The sequence below is a fragment of the Cellulosimicrobium sp. BMG9.22 genome (genome assembly GCF_059159975.1).
Map to the genome: position 1 here is coordinate 37618 of NZ_JBZGBY010000019.1, position 14195 is coordinate 51812.

Annotated in this window: 12 protein-coding genes; 8 read left to right on the plus strand and 4 right to left on the minus strand. The window is 74.9% G+C overall.

The features are described from left to right. The first annotated feature begins 61 nt into the window (after positions 1-61). Positions 62-1030 carry a hypothetical protein gene (locus AC4H2H_RS13355; protein WP_494371300.1) on the plus strand — a complete coding sequence of 323 codons (969 nt, stop codon included), beginning with the start codon at positions 62-64 and terminating at the stop codon, positions 1028-1030. Between the two features lie 10 nt (positions 1031-1040). Here the strand turns inward: AC4H2H_RS13355 and AC4H2H_RS13360 are convergent, their stop codons facing one another. Continuing rightward, a complete protein-coding gene (locus AC4H2H_RS13360; RefSeq protein ID WP_494371301.1) occupies positions 1041-2912 on the minus strand; it encodes an ABC transporter ATP-binding protein in 1872 nt (623 codons plus the stop codon). A gap of 189 nt (positions 2913-3101) precedes the next feature. On the opposite strand from AC4H2H_RS13360, the gene AC4H2H_RS13365 reads away from it, so the two are divergent. The 6 genes from AC4H2H_RS13365 (at position 3102) to AC4H2H_RS13390 (ending at position 7838) form a co-directional block, all read left to right on the plus strand. Beyond that, positions 3102-4289, plus strand: coding sequence for a nucleotidyltransferase family protein (locus AC4H2H_RS13365; protein WP_494371302.1), 1188 nt, complete (start codon positions 3102-3104; stop codon positions 4287-4289). A 140-nt stretch (positions 4290-4429) separates the two neighbouring features. Next, a complete protein-coding gene (locus AC4H2H_RS13370; RefSeq protein ID WP_494371303.1) occupies positions 4430-4615 on the plus strand; it encodes a hypothetical protein in 186 nt (61 codons plus the stop codon). Position 4616: 1 nt separating this feature from the next. Beyond that, the gene (locus tag AC4H2H_RS13375) at positions 4617-5825 is read left to right on the plus strand and encodes an asparagine synthase-related protein (RefSeq protein WP_494371304.1); all 1209 of its coding nucleotides are present in this window, start codon (positions 4617-4619) and stop codon (positions 5823-5825) included. 132 nt (positions 5826-5957) lie between these two features. Next, the gene (locus tag AC4H2H_RS13380; RefSeq protein WP_494371305.1) at positions 5958-6104 is read left to right on the plus strand and encodes a lasso RiPP family leader peptide-containing protein; all 147 of its coding nucleotides are present in this window, start codon (positions 5958-5960) and stop codon (positions 6102-6104) included. Between the two features lie 67 nt (positions 6105-6171). Then, positions 6172-7341, plus strand: coding sequence for an asparagine synthase-related protein (locus tag AC4H2H_RS13385; protein WP_494371306.1), 1170 nt, complete (start codon positions 6172-6174; stop codon positions 7339-7341). Beyond that, positions 7338-7838 carry a lasso peptide biosynthesis B2 protein gene (locus tag AC4H2H_RS13390; RefSeq protein ID WP_494371307.1) on the plus strand — a complete coding sequence of 167 codons (501 nt, stop codon included), beginning with the start codon at positions 7338-7340 and terminating at the stop codon, positions 7836-7838. The genes AC4H2H_RS13385 and AC4H2H_RS13390 overlap by 4 nt, the downstream gene beginning before the upstream one ends. 15 nt (positions 7839-7853) lie before the next feature. Here the strand turns inward: AC4H2H_RS13390 and AC4H2H_RS13395 are convergent, their stop codons facing one another. Then, entirely contained in the window at positions 7854-8105 is a 252-nt protein-coding gene (locus AC4H2H_RS13395) for a PqqD family protein (RefSeq protein ID WP_494371308.1), read from the minus strand. Between the two features lie 39 nt (positions 8106-8144). Further along, complete coding sequence (locus AC4H2H_RS13400) at positions 8145-8789, minus strand: phosphatase PAP2 family protein (protein WP_494371309.1); 645 nt, start codon at positions 8787-8789, stop codon at positions 8145-8147. A 317-nt stretch (positions 8790-9106) separates the two neighbouring features. Between AC4H2H_RS13400 and mfd the strand changes: the two genes are divergently transcribed. Continuing rightward, on the plus strand, positions 9107-12871 hold the full coding sequence (mfd, locus tag AC4H2H_RS13405) for a transcription-repair coupling factor (protein ID WP_494371310.1): 3765 nt from the start codon (positions 9107-9109) through the stop codon (positions 12869-12871). 31 nt (positions 12872-12902) lie between these two features. Here the strand turns inward: mfd and lhgO are convergent, their stop codons facing one another. Then, complete coding sequence (lhgO, locus tag AC4H2H_RS13410) at positions 12903-14135, minus strand: L-2-hydroxyglutarate oxidase (protein ID WP_494371311.1); 1233 nt, start codon at positions 14133-14135, stop codon at positions 12903-12905. Positions 14136-14195: the final 60 nt, after the last annotated feature.

Genomic DNA, 14195 nt, shown 5'->3' on the forward strand with positions numbered 1-14195 from the left:
CGTGGGGTGAACTTCGCCGCGGGCGGGCCACGGCGGCTGCTGCGCCGACTAGCCTGACGCCGTGGTGACCAGGGCCGGGGCGGGCGACGCCGAGCGTGAGCACGTACGGCTGTACGGGCTGCACGTCGAGTCCGAGCTGCCGCTGCACCAGGACCGACCGGCCGACCCTGCGGAACCCGTCGACGTCACCGTCCTGTGGGGCGACCCGGCGCACGACGTGAGCGAGCCGGCCGGCGCGCGCGTCCTGCTCGACTACGCCGACGGCGACCGCGCCTTCTACACGTTCTACGAGCTGGGCTCCGGGGACTACCTCCTGCGCTTCCACCGCACGTGCGACGTGCGGGTCTCGGCCGACCTCGCGACGGTACGCGTGCACCTGCGCGACGGCGCGGACCCGGGGGTCGCCGCGATCCTCGTCACCGGCGCCGTCCTGTCGTTCCAGCTCTACCTGCGCGGCGTCGCGGTGCTGCACGGCAGCGCGGTCGACGTCGGGGGCCGGGCGGTCGCGTTCGTCGGGGCGTCGGGCATGGGCAAGTCGACCATGGCGACGCTGCTGTGCGCCGCGGGCGGGTCGATCATCACCGACGACGTGCTGCGCGTCGACCTCGACGGCCCGCCGTCCGTGCGTCTTGGGGCGAGCGAGCTGCGACTGCGCAAGGGGGCGGACGTCCTCGTCGAGCAGTTCGCGGGCGACGACCCGGACGTGCGCACGAGCGCCGACGCCCGGCAGGTCCTGCGCCTGCGCGGGGGCGCCGGCGACTCGCTGCCGCTCGCCGCGATCGTCGTCCCGTGGCCGGACCGCGAGCACACCGAGCTCGACGTCGAGCGGATCGAGCCGACCGTCGCGGTGTTCGCGCTCATCACGTACGCGCGCCTGCTCGGCTGGCAGGACAAGACGGTCGTCGACCGGCACTTTGCCCAGGTCGCGCAGATCGCGCGCACGGTGCCGGTGTACCGGGCGCGTGTGCCCTGGGGGCCGCCGTTCGCCCCCGACCTCGCGGGGACGTTGCTCGCGGCGGTCGCGGGCTGAGGCCGACCGGTCAGCCCTTCGGCCGCTCCGCGTCGAGGTAGGCGCTCGCCTGGAGCGTGAACAGGTCTGCGTACAGGCCGCCGGCGGCCATGAGCTCGTCGTGGGTGCCGTGCTCGGCGACGAGGCCGCTCTCGAGCACGTAGATGCGGTCGGCCGACCGGACGGTCGAGAAGCGGTGCGAGATGAACACCGCGGACCGCCCGGCGAGCACGTCGCGGAGGGACTCGAAGATCTCGTGCTCGGCGCGCGGGTCGAGCGACGCGGTCGGCTCGTCGAGGATGATGAGCGGCGCGTCGCGGTAGAACGCCCGGGCGATCGCCACGCGCTGCCACTGGCCCCCCGACAGGTCGCGCCCGTCCCGGAACAGCCGCGAGAGCATCGTGTCGTACCCGTGGGGGAGCGCGGACAGGAAGCCGTCGGCGCCGGCCCGCCTGGCGGCGTTCCGCAGCCGCTCGTCGTCGGTCGGCGCCTCGACGTCGCCCACCGCGACGTTGTCCCGCGCGGAGAACGCATACTTCACGAAGTCCTGGAAGATCGGTGCGACCCGCTCCCGGAGCGTCGCACGGTCGATGTCCCGCGCGTCGGTGCCGTCCCAGCGCACGGCCCCGGCGTCGGCGTCGTAGAGCCCCGCGAGGATCTTGGCGAGGGTCGTCTTGCCGGAGCCGTTCTCGCCCACGAGCGCGACGACCTCGCCGCGGCGCACCGTGACGTCGACGCCCCGCAGGGCCGGCACGTCGCTCCCGGGGTAGGTGAAGCCGACCCCGTGGGCGGAGATCTCGTCGAAGTCGCGGGGTGCGGGGCTCCCGGACTCGAGCGCGTCGGCGGACGGCCCGAGCTCCATGAACGCGTCGACGTCGTCGAGGAAGAGCCCTGCCTCGAAGATCGCCTGGACGGAGCCGAGCAGCGTCTGGACCTGGCCCTGGAGCATCCGGATCGCGACGATCGCCGCGCCGGCCTGTGCCACGGTCATGACCCCTTGCGCGATGAGCCAGACCACGAGGAACAGCGTCACCGCGACGACGGCCGCGGACGCCAGGTTCCCCACGACGCTGAGCACCGTGCGTCGGCGTAGGTGCGCGGCAAGGTCGTGCTGGTACCGCCCGTACAGTCCGTCGAACCGGTCCCGCAGCGCCCGACCGAGCCCGAAGGCGCGGATCTCCTTCGCCTCGTTGCGACCGGTGAGGATGATCGACAGGTAGCCCCGCTCGCGCGTGGGGTACGTCTGGCGCACCGAGAAGTCGAACTCGAGGCGGCTCTCGCGGCGGTTCGTGAGCAGCAGCGGGATCCCGCCCAGGACGAGCAGCCCGAGGAGTGCCGGGTGGATGGCGACGAGCGTCGCCCCGACCGTCACCGTGACCGCGGCGCTGCCGAACGCGCCGAGCAGGGCCTGGGTCACCTGGAGCGGCCGGCTCGCCGCGTTCGCGCTGACGCGCTGCAGGGAGTCGTAGAAGGCCGGCGACTCGAACTGGCGCAGGCTCACGCGCGTCGCGACGTCGAGGACCTGCTGCCACGTGCGGCGGGCGACGGAGTCCGCCAGGAAGCGACGCAGCGTCCCCTGCACGCTGCCCACGAGCGCCGCACCGCCCATGAGGGCCGCCAGGGCCGCGACGGGACCGACGAGGCCCTGCATGCCGCCGTCGCCGTCGGAGAGCGCGACGACGGCGTCGAGGAAGCTCTCGACGACCAGGACCTGCCCGGCGAGGAGCAGCGCCCCGACCAGCTGGAGCGCGGCGAGCGCGAGGAACAGCGTGCGCCCCGACTGCCAGACGAGGGACGTGCTGCGCGCCACCAGCGCCGCGCCGCGCCGGAACGAGCGCCGCTGGTTGCGCTCGCGCACCCGCAGGTCCAGCGGGTCGACGAACGTCTCGCCGTCGCCGGCCATGGCAGTCCTCCTCGGCTCGCACGGTCGGGCCGACCGCCTCGCCAGTGTCTCAGCGCGCCCGGGCGCGGGGGGTGGAGCGGCCGGGTGAAACCTCGCCGCGGAGCCGCGCGGGCGACCGGCCGGGCGGTACTCTCGCACACGCCGTCGGGCCCCCTGGCGGGAGCCGGACCGAGGAGGCAGGAGAGAGGCGTGGCGGTGCAGGAGGACAGCGAGCTGCGGCCCCTCGCGCGGCTGCTGCTCGACGCCGTGCGCGGCGAGGCCGTGCCGTCGTGCCCCCCGGGCCTGCAGGACACGGCCGCGGCGGACGTCGTGGCCGCGGGGCGGCTGCACCGCGTGACCCCTGCGGTCGAACGGCTGACGCGCACCTGGCCGGACGAGCCCGAGGGCTGGCGGCCTGCGCTCGAGCAGGCGAAGCACGACCAGCTCATGCGGCACCTCCGCGCGCTCGCCGACGTGCGCGGCGCAGGCGCCGTCCTGGACAGTGCGCCGATCCCGTGGGTCGCGGTGAAGGGGCCGGTGCTCGCCGGGGCGATCTGGCCCGCGGTCAACATGCGCGAGTACTACGACGTCGACCTCGTCGTCGCGCCGCAGCGGTTCGAGGAGGCGGTCGGCCTCCTCCAGGAGCGGGGTGTGCGGCTCCTGGACCGCAACTGGCCGGCCGTCCGCCGTTCCGGGCGCGCGGAGCTCGCGATGCTCACGCCCGCCGGGACGCCCCTCGACCTCCACTGGCACGTCGTCGTCCCGGCCGAGCTGCGGCGGGCGTTCCCGCTCGACATCGACGCGATGCTGGACCGTCGGCGCACCGTCGCCGTCGGCGGCCAGGAGATCCCGACCTTCGACCCCGTCGACACGGTGCTCCACCTCGCGTTCCACGCCGCCCAGGCAGGTGCGAACCGGCTCATGTGGCTCGCCGACGTGCGCTTCGCGCTCGAGCAGGGCCACGTCGACGTCGTCGAGCTCGAGCGGCGCGCGCGGGCGTCCGGCACGTGGCTCGGCGTGCGGGCGGTGCTGGACCGCGCGCACCGCGTGGTGGGGCTCGCCGCCGACCAGGTGCCCCGCGGTCCCGCGCCCGCCTGGGTGCGGCTCACGCGTCTGCGCGACGCGCGGCTGCCGTTCCCGGGTCTCCCCGGCGACCCCGCGCTGGGTGGCAACGAGTACTCGGCGGCTCGGCGCGGTGTGCTCGACAGCGCGGGCGTGCTCGCGCACCACCACGCCGCGGCCCGTCGGGCGGGGCGCCGGCACGACGCCGGGCTCGACGAGCGCCGCCCCCTGCAGGCGGACGTGCCCGACGCGGGAGAGCGGGCCGCCTACTTCGAGGCAGTGACGGCGGAAGGCCGGCGAGCAGTCACTGGACGGTCGTCCAGCACGGACGGGTGAATTTCGGCGGACCTCCGGGTGGAATTCGGCGCACGCGTGCTCTTTCCGGATCGTAGTTCGGTACTTTGAGCGTGCCGTGCGCGTCCGCGACCGGCGGTCTCGTCGCCCGCCGGGCGACCCGAGAGAAAGGCGGGCGGACCGTGAGCTACTCACCGCCCTCGATCACCACCGTGGGAACCGTCCGGGGGCTCACCCTGGGCTACCCGCAGAACTGCAAGTACGGGCACGGCAGCGACAACGCGATGCCCAACCAGGACCCGGGCCTCGGCCAGGACATCAGCGGTCAGTGGAAGGACGGCTGCGGTCCCGGCGACCCGCTCTCCTGACGTGGTCCTCCCGGGCCGTCAGACCCGAAGGACACCGCGCCCGGCACAGCCGCCGGCGCACGACGGCCTGGCCCGTGTCGACGAGCTCGAGCTCGCCGCGGGCTGGGTCTTCGGTCGGACGCCCGCCCCTCCGGTCCCCCGCACCGGAGGGGCGCGCGCCGTCCTGGAGGACGTCGTCCGGGAGTCCCTGGTGTCCGCGCCGACGTTCGTCGGCTTCTCGGGCGGGCGCGACTCGTCGCTCGTCCTCGCCGTCGCGACACACGTCGCCCGGCGCGACGGCCTTCCCCTGCCGGTCCCGCTGACCCTGACGTTCCCGGGGGTCGACGGCGCTGACGAGACCGCCTGGCAGGAGCTCGTCCTCGAGCATCTGGGTCTCCGCGAGCGGGTCGTGGTCCCCGTGACGGACGAGATGCGCCTGCTCGGCGACCTCGCCCGGTCCGGTCTCGAACGACGTGGACTCGTCTTCCCCGCGGTCGCCCAGGCCGACGCCGTCCGTCTCGTCCACGCCGCGGGCGGCCACCTCCTCACCGGTGAGGGGGGCGACGACGTCCTCAACCGCCGTCGGGGCACGCCCCTGCACCTCGTGCGGCGTCGCCTCGCGACGCCCGCCCTGCCGTCGAGACGCCTGCTCGCCGAGGCGGCGCGCGCGCTGCGACCGGTCGGCACCCTCCCGCGCGACCGCTACCGCGACGTCGTGCCCTCCTGGCTGCGCGAACCGGCCGCACGCGAGGCCGCGCGCCGGCTGGCGGCGGACGACGCAGCCCCGCTGCGGTGGGACCGCGCGGTGGTGCGCCTGCTCGGCTCGCGCGCGACCCACGTCGTCCTCGGCAACCTCGCCGTCGTCGCACGCGACCACGACGTCACCTACGTCCACCCGCTGCTCGACCCCCGGTTCGTGGGGGCGCTCGCGGTCGACGGCGGCGCGTGGGGCTTCGCGGGCCGCACCGACGTCCTGCGCCGCCTCGCCGCGGACCTGCTCCCCGACCCGGTGCTCGCGCGGACGTCCAAGGCGTGGTTCAACGCGACGCGCTGGGGTCCGCACGAGCGGGAGTTCGCCCGCGCGTGGGACGGCGCAGGAGTCGACCCCGAGCTCGTGGACCACGACGCGCTGCGCGCCGCGTGGGCGTCCCCGGTGCCGCCCTCGGCGGCCGAGCTGCTCCTCCACGCGGCCTGGCTCGGCGCCCATGGCGAGCCCTTGTCACCCGGGTGAAATCACCCCCCGAAAGGGCTGGTCACATGTTCCGCGCTCTACGCTCGCCCTTGCCGGAAACAAGCGCCAAAGGCGACGTGAAGGCTGTCCTGCAGATGGCTGGACGACGGCATTCCTGAGAGGAGGACAATCATGGCATACGAGGCACCCAAGATCTCCAAGGTCGGTTCCGTGCGTGGGCTCACGCTCGGTCTGGACACGTGGAAGGAGTGGGAGGACGAGGTCTACTTCTGGGGGCACAAGCTCCCGGCTCCTGGCTCGGGCGACGACCTGAGCTGAACCGGTGCTGCGCGGCGCGCGTCCTCGCACGGCGCCGCGCAGCACGCTCCGACGACGAGGTGCCGCCATGGACGATTCTCCCGACCCCTTTCTCCGGCTCACGCCGCTCGAGGTCGCGCTCTCGGCCCCGGTCGGTACCGTCGCGGGTGTCCCGCGCCGGGACGCCGCAGAGCCGGCCCGCGTGGCGCTCGAGCGGTCGGTGCTGCCCGCGCTGCGCAGCGGGCGCTGCCACGTGCTGTTCTCGGGCGGACGCGACTCCTCGCTCGTGCTCGCCGTCGCGACCGCGGTGGCGCGGCGCGAGGGCCTGCCGTCGCCCGTGCCCGTCACGGCCGTCTACCCGGGCGTCCCGGAGTCGGACGAGACCGAGTGGCAGGAGCGCGTGCTCGCGCACCTCGGGCTCGCACAGGGGATCGTCGTCGAGGTGCGGGACGAGCGGAGCTTCCTCGGCGACGTCTCGGTCTCCTCGCTCGAGCGGCGGGGACTGGTCTGGCCCGCGGCGGTCCAGAGCCAGCCGCTGCTGCTGGCGGGTCTGCCCGACGGAGCCCACGTCCTCACCGGAGAGGGCGGCGACGGCGTCGTGGCGCCCGTCCGCGGGACCCCGCTGCACCTCCTCGCCTCCTCGCGGCGCCGCCCGTCGCGGGCGCTCGTGCTCGCGGCGCTCGACGCGCTCGACCCGTCGCCGCTCGCGCTGCGGCGCGCGCGCCGGGGCACGGAGCTCGGCCGCGCGGCACCGTGGCTGCGGCCGGCCGCCCTCGACGTGCTCGCACGCGAGACGGTGGCCGCACGCGGCCCGCTCTCCTGGGAAGCGGCCAAGCGCGCGCTCCTGGAGCGCCGGAGCACCGTCCTCGCGCTCCACAACACGTCCGCGGGTGCGGCCGAACGCGGCGTCACGCTCGTCCATCCGCTCGCCGACCCCGCGTTCGTGGCCGCGCTCGCGACCGACGGCGGGGTGCGAGGCCACCGCGGTCGCACCGACACGTTCCGACGCCTCGCGTCCGACCTGCTCCCGGACGCCGTGCTCGCGCGGACGACCAAGGCGCGGTTCAACACGTCCCGCTGGGGCGAGCGCGAGCGGGACTTCGCGCTCTCGTGGGACGGTACGGGGGTGGACCTGGAACTCGTCGACCCCGCCCTCCTGCGTCGCGAGTGGCTCGGCACGCCGCTGCCGGCCGCGCGCTTCCTCGTCCACGTCGCGTGGCTCGCCGCGTCCCCCCGTCGCACAGGAGCGCCCGCTTGAGCACCCGCACGACGATCCGGCGTGCCGTACGCGGCGCGCGCAGGATCCCGCCGACGCAGTGGCCGGGGCTCGCGCGCACCGCGTGTCTCGTGGCGTTCGTCGAGATCGGTCTGCGGACGGCGAAGCTGCCGCGCGTCGCGCGATGGCTCGGCGTCCCGCTCGCCGACGGCGCCGGGCACGCACCGGCCGCACCGGTCGAGGCCGAGCACGACCGGTCGACGCCGCTGTCGCTGGACCAGCGAGAGCTGGCAGGCGTGCGGGACGCCCGACGAGTCCTGTCCGCCCCCGGTGTCGACGGCACGTGCCTGCGTCAGGCGCTCGTCGTCGGTCACGTCGTGCGCCGACGCGCGCCACGGCTCGTCCTCGGTGTGGCGAAGCGCGACGGCACGGTCGCCGCCCACGCGTGGATCGAGGTCGAGGGCTGGGTGGTGGACGACTTCACCGTCCACGACCGGCGCCCCGCCGGCTTCGAACGGTTGCCCGCGTCGCTCCCCTGACCGCCGCCCGGCGCCTCAGCGCAGCAGCTCGTGGCTCCCGAGCTCGTCCACGAAGGCCTGGGCGTCACGTGCGGCGTCGGCGCGGTCGATGGCGAACTCCGTGACGAGGGCGTCGGCGAGCTCGTCGAGCGTGCGCTCGTCCACCAGCAGCTTCGTCAGGAGGGCGCCGCTCGCGTTCGTGGTGAGGTAGACGGAACGCTCCAGGTCGAGCACCACGAGCTCGCCGTCGATCTCCTGCCAGGTGACGCCGTCGGTGCGGATCTGCATGTCGTCCTCCGTCCGCCGGCCCGTCCGGCACCCGTCAGGCTAGCGGCGCCCGGACCCGGGGTCACGGGTGAATCGCGCCGGCCCCACGCGTCGGGTCGGCACGTCGAGCAGCGCGACGGCGAGGCCCGCCACCGTCACGACGAGCAGCACCGACGCCACCGCGTCGCTCGGGCGGTGCGCGTGCCCGACGACCGAGGCCGCGCAGGCGACGACGATCAGGACGACCGCGACGGCCGCCGCGGCGTGCCGCGCGAAGACCGGGGACAGCAGGACCGCGGCGGCGGCGAGCCCGACCGCCGCGCTGACGTGACCGGAGGGCAGGGTGTTGTACGCGTACCCGAGGTCGCCGAGGTCGGGACGGGCGAGCACCGAGTCGCGCAGCCACCCCGAGAGCAGGAGCGGGACCACGGCGACCGGGACCGCGGCGGCGACGTCGCGGAACCGGCGCCGCCAGAGCGCGCGGACGCCGAGCCCGAGGCACACGAGGGCGAGGGCAGCCGGCAGCACGGCACGGGCCCACGTCGCCGCGACCGCCACGGGGTATCCGCCGCCCTGCAGCTGCGCGAGGCCGCGGACGTCGGCCGTCTGCCCACCCGTCGTCCGGACCGCGACGAGGTACACCGCGCCGAAGGCCGCGGCGCCGAGCACCGCGCCCACCGCGCCCACCAGCCGTCGGTCGCTCACGAGGTACCTCCGCCCGCCGCAGCCGGCCGCCTGTCGTCACCGGGCCTGCGGCGAGCCTAGGGCCGCCCGCGCGCCCGGGACAGGGCGCGACCGGGTGATCCGGTGCCGACGCAGGCCCGACGCAGGCCCGACGCAGGCCCGCCGCAGGCCCGACGCACGCCCACGCAGGTCGCGCGTCGGCCGTCGGTGGTCGGGCGTAGTCTGTTTGGCGGCCCCTCGGGGCCGCCCCAGCCCGGACGCGTCCACCCACCCTGACGCTCGTCCGGGCCGTTCGTGCTGCCCCTGCCGCCGACGTCCCCGGAAGGACCCGCACCCGCATGAACCTCACCGGCATCCTGCCCGCGCTGCTCACCGACCCCGCCGCCGCGGCCGCCGTCGAGCACGTGCGCGCCCGCGGCGAGGCGGACGTCGTCGGCCCGGCGGGGGTGCGCCCGCCGCTGCTCGCCGCGATGGCGGGCGCCCGGGCGACGTCCGGCACGAGCGACGACGGTGCCGGCTGGGCGACGGGCGCGCGGCCGCTCGTCGTCGTGACCGCGACGGGACGCGACGCGGACGAGCTGGCGGCGAGCGTGCGCGCCTACCTGCCGGACGAGCTGGCGGAGGTCGTCGCGGTGCTGCCGAGCTGGGAGACGCTCCCGCACGAGCGCCTGAGCCCGCGCGCCGACACGGTGGCCAAGCGCATCGCGGTGTTCCGCCGGCTCGCGCACCCTGATGCGGAGGTGGGCCCGTCGGGTCCGGTGCGCGTCCTCGTCATGCCGGTGCGCGCGCTCCTGCAGCCCGTCGTGGACGGGTTGGGCGAGCTCGAGCCCGTGCAGCTCGACGCGGGGAGCACGGCGGACCTCACCGACGTCGCGGAACGCCTCGTGGCCGCGGCGTACTCGCGCGTGGACATGGTCGAGCGCCGCGGCGAGTTCGCCGTGCGCGGCGGCATCCTCGACGTGTTCCCGCCGACCGAGGACCACCCGCTCCGCGTCGAGTTCTGGGGCGACGAGGTGTCGGAGATCCGCTGGTTCGCGGTCGCCGACCAGCGCAGCCTCGAGATCGCCGAGCACGGGCTGTGGGCCCCGCCGTGCCGCGAGATCCTGCTCACCGACGCGGTCCGCGAGCGCGCGGCCGCCCTGGTGGAGGAGCTGCCGGGTGCGGTCGAGATGCTCGACAAGCTCGCCGCCGGGGTCGCGGTCGAGGGCATGGAGTCGCTCGCCCCGGTGCTGGTGGACCGCATGGTGCCGGTGCTCGAGCTCGTCCCGGACGACGCGCTGCTCGTCGTGGACGACGCCGAGCGCGTGCGGCGCCGCGCGCACGACCTGGTCGCGACGACCGAGGAGTTCCTCGCCGCCGCGTGGACCGGGGCCGTCGCGGGCGGCAAGACGCCGCTCGACCTGTCCTCCGCGTCCTTCGAGACGTTCGCGGACGTGCGCGCCGTCGCCCAGCGCCGCGGGCTCGGCTGGTGGACGCTCTCGTCCTTCGCGCTCGACAACCCGGACCTCGACCTGCCGCCCGACGCGGCTGCCGACGGCGCGGGTGCGGCGACCACGGGCGGCGCGGGTGCGTCGTCGACCACCGCCCCGCACGTGGGGGAGAGCGCCGACGGCGTCCCGACCTTCACGATCGGCGCGCGCGACGTCGAGTCGTACCGGGGCGACGTGTCGCGGGCGCTCGACGACATCCGCGGCCTGCAGCACGCCGGCTGGCGCCTCGTGCTCACGACCGAGGGCCACGGGCCGGCCAAGCGCATGGTCGAGCAGCTCGGAGAGGCAGACACCCCGGCGCGGCTCGTCGCCCGCCTGGACGCGGAGCCCGAGGGCGGGATCGTGTCCGTCACGCCGGCGATGGCCGGCAAGGGCTTCGTGGTGCCGGAGCTGCGCCTCGCCGTCTTCTCCGAGTCGGACCTCACGGGTCGCGCGGGCACGAGCACGCGCGACATGCGCAAGATGCCGAGCCGGCGGCGCAACGTCGTCGACCCGTTGCAGCTCAAGGCGGGCGACTTCGTGGTGCACGAGCAGCACGGCGTGGGGCGGTTCGTCGAGCTCGTGCAGCGCACGCTCGGCACGGGCGGCAACGCGGCGACGCGCGAGTACCTGGTGATCGAGTACGCGTCGAGCAAGCGCGGCCAGCCGGGCGACCGGCTGTTCGTGCCGATGGACCAGCTCGACCAGGTCACCAAGTACACGGGCGGCGAGTCGCCGAGCCTCAACAAGATGGGCGGCTCGGACTGGTCGAGGACGAAGTCTCGCGCGCGCAAGCACGTCAAGGAGATCGCGGGCGAGCTCATCCGCCTGTACTCGGCACGCATGGCGACGCAGGGGCACGCGTTCGGCCCGGACACGCCGTGGCAGCGCGAGCTCGAGGACGCGTTCGCGTACGTCGAGACGCCCGACCAGCTCGCGACGATCGACGAGGTCAAGGCGGACATGGAGAAGACGGTCCCCATGGACCGGCTCGTGTGCGGCGACGTCGGCTACGGCAAGACGGAGATCGCGATCCGTGCCGCGTTCAAGGCGGTGCAGGACGGCAAGCAGGTCGCGGTGCTCGTGCCGACGACGCTCCTCGTCCAGCAGCACTTCGAGACGTTCTCGGAGCGGTACGCGGGCTTCCCCGTGACCGTCAGGGCGCTCTCGCGCTTCCAGTCCGCCAAGGAGTCCCAGGACACGATCGAGGGCCTGCAGCAGGGGAAGGTCGACATCGTCATCGGCACGCACCGCCTCATCACCGGCAGCATCCGGTTCAAGGACCTCGGGCTCGTCGTCATCGACGAGGAGCAGCGGTTCGGCGTCGAGCACAAGGAGACGCTCAAGCAGCTGCGCACCAACGTCGACGTCCTGGCGATGTCCGCGACGCCGATCCCGCGCACGCTCGAGATGGCGGTCACGGGCATCCGTGAGATGTCGACGCTCGCGACGCCGCCCGAGGAGCGTCACCCCGTGCTCACGTACGTCGGGGCGTACGAGGAGAAGCAGATCGCCGCCGCGCTGCGCCGCGAGCTGCTGCGCGAGGGCCAGGTGTTCTACGTGCACAACAAGGTCGAGACGATCGAGCGTCAGGCGGCGCGCCTCCGGGAGCTGGTGCCCGAGGCGCGGGTGGGCGTCGCGCACGGAAAGATGAACGAGCACCAGCTCGACCAGGTGATCCGGGCGTTCTGGGAGAAGGAGCTCGACGTCCTCGTCTGCACGACGATCATCGAGACCGGCCTCGACATCTCGAACGCGAACACGCTCATCCTCGAGCGCGCCGACATGCTCGGCCTGTCGCAGCTCCACCAGCTCCGCGGGCGCGTGGGCCGCGGTCGCGAGCGCGCGTACGCGTACTTCCTCTACCCGCCCGAGCGGCCGCTCACCGAGACGGCGCACGACCGCCTCGCGACCATCGCCGCGCACACCGACCTCGGGGCGGGCATGCAGGTCGCGATGAAGGACCTCGAGATCCGCGGCGCGGGCAACCTGCTCGGCGGCGAGCAGTCCGGGCACATCGCGGGCGTCGGGTTCGACCTCTACGTGCGCATGGTCGGGGAGGCCGTCGCGAACTTCCGCGGCGACGGCCCCGAGGAGCAGCCGGAGATCTCGATCGAGCTCCCGGTCGACGCGCACCTGCCCGAGTCGTACATCGCGACCGAGCGCCTGCGGCTCGAGGCGTACAAGAAGATCGCCGCCGCGACCGACGCGCCGCAGCTCGCGGAGGTCCGGGCCGAGCTCGTGGACCGCTACGGCGCGCTGCCCGACGTCGCGTCCGCGCTGTTCGAGGTCGCCGACTTCCGCAACCACGCGCGCCGCGTCGGGCTCACCGACGTCACGGCGCAGGGCAAGCTCATCCGGTTCGCGCCCGTCGACCTCGCGGAGTCGGCGCAGCTGCGCCTCAAGCGGCTCTACCCGGGCACGCTCCTCAAGCCGGCGATCCGCGCGTTCCTCGTCCCGTACCCGACGACGGCGCGCATCGGGGGTCGGCCGCTCCGGGGCGCCGAGGTGCTCACGTGGGCGCGACAGCTCATCGACGCCGTGATCGTCGGAGAGGTGAGCGCGGCGGCGGCGGTCGGGACGTCGTCGGGGGTCGCCTCGTCGGGTGCCTCGCTGGGCGGAGCCGCCCGCTGACGTCGCGGCGCAGGCACCGCCGTCGAGGGACTCAGGCGGGGACGGCGGCGTCGAGCCGTTCGACGACGGCCCGTGCGATCTCGAGGCTCGCGGTCGCGGCGGGGGAGGGCGCGTTGACGACGTGCACCTGTCGCGGTGCCGTGAGGATCCGGAAGTCGTCGACGAGCCGCCCGTCGCGCTCGAGCGCCTGGGCCCGCACGCCCGACGGCGCCGCGACGAGGTGGCGCGGCTCGATCATCGGGGCGAGCCTGCGCAGCGACCGGGCGAAGGCGCGTCGCGAGAGGGAGCGGACGACCTCCCTCGCACCCGGTACGAGGTTGCGCGCCCCCAGCGCCCACAGCCCGGGCCACGTGAGCGAGTCGAGCACGTCACCCGCCACGACGTCGCGCCGGCGGTAGCCCTCGCGCGCGAGGGCGAGCACGGCGTTGGGCCCCGCGTGCACGCTCCCGTGCAGCGTCGGCGTCAGGTGCACGCCGAGGAAGGGGAAGCGAGGGTCGGGCACCGGGTAGACGGGCGTGCTCACGACGTGCGCCGCCTCGCCCCGGAGGTCGAAGTACTCGCCGCGGAACGGCACGATGCGCACGCCCGGCTCCAGCCCGCAGGCGAGGGCGAGCCGGTCCGCGTACAGCCCGGCGCACGCGACGAGCGCGTCCACCTCGATCTCCCGCTCGCCGCCGCGATCGTCCTCGGTCGCGGCGCGCTCGTACCGCACGCGCACGCGGGCTCCCGACGGCCGCGGCTCCGTCCGGGCCCCCACCACCCGCGCGCCGCAGCGGACGTCCCCGCCGTGCGCGGCGACGTCGTTCGCGAGGGCGCGGCACACGGCGGGGTAGTCCACGATGCCCGTCGTCTCCACGTGCAGGGCACCGACGCCGCGCACGTTCGGCTCGACCTCCCGGAGCTCGGCCGCCGTCACACGCCGGAGCGGCACGCCGTTCGCCTGGCCGCGCCGTTCCAGCTCGGCGAGCGCGGGGAGCTCGGACGGCTCGGTCGCGACGACGAGCTTGCCGGTGGTGCGGACGTCGACCCCGCGCTCGTGGGCGAAGCGCGTCATGGAGCGCGCACCGGCGGTCCCGAGCCGGGCCTTGAGCGAGCCGGGGGCGTAGTAGAGGCCGGAGTGGATCACGCCCGAATTGCGGCCCGTCTGGTGGCGGGCGATCTCCGGCTCCTTCTCGAGCACGACGACCTCGTCGCCTCGTGCTGCGAGGCGCGCCGCGACGGCGAGCCCGACGATCCCGGAGCCGATGACGGCAACTGTGCGCATGCGCGCATCGTCTCGCACACCGCTCGCACCGGTCGCGAACGACACCCGTCGGTTCGCTCT

Excerpts from the sequence above, each read along its gene's own strand:
- AC4H2H_RS13360 (WP_494371301.1), bottom strand. The coding sequence starts at position 2,912 with ATGGCCGGCGACGGCGAGACGTTCGTCGACCCGCTGGACCTGCGGGTG.
- AC4H2H_RS13380 (WP_494371305.1), top strand. The coding sequence starts at position 5,958 with ATGGCATACGAGGCACCCAAGATCTCCAAGGTCGGTTCCGTGCGTGGG.
- AC4H2H_RS13385 (WP_494371306.1), top strand. The coding sequence starts at position 6,172 with ATGGACGATTCTCCCGACCCCTTTCTCCGGCTCACGCCGCTCGAGGTC.
- AC4H2H_RS13395 (WP_494371308.1), bottom strand. The coding sequence starts at position 8,105 with ATGCAGATCCGCACCGACGGCGTCACCTGGCAGGAGATCGACGGCGAG.
- mfd (WP_494371310.1), top strand. The coding sequence starts at position 9,107 with ATGAACCTCACCGGCATCCTGCCCGCGCTGCTCACCGACCCCGCCGCC.
- lhgO (WP_494371311.1), bottom strand. The coding sequence starts at position 14,135 with ATGCGCACAGTTGCCGTCATCGGCTCCGGGATCGTCGGGCTCGCCGTC.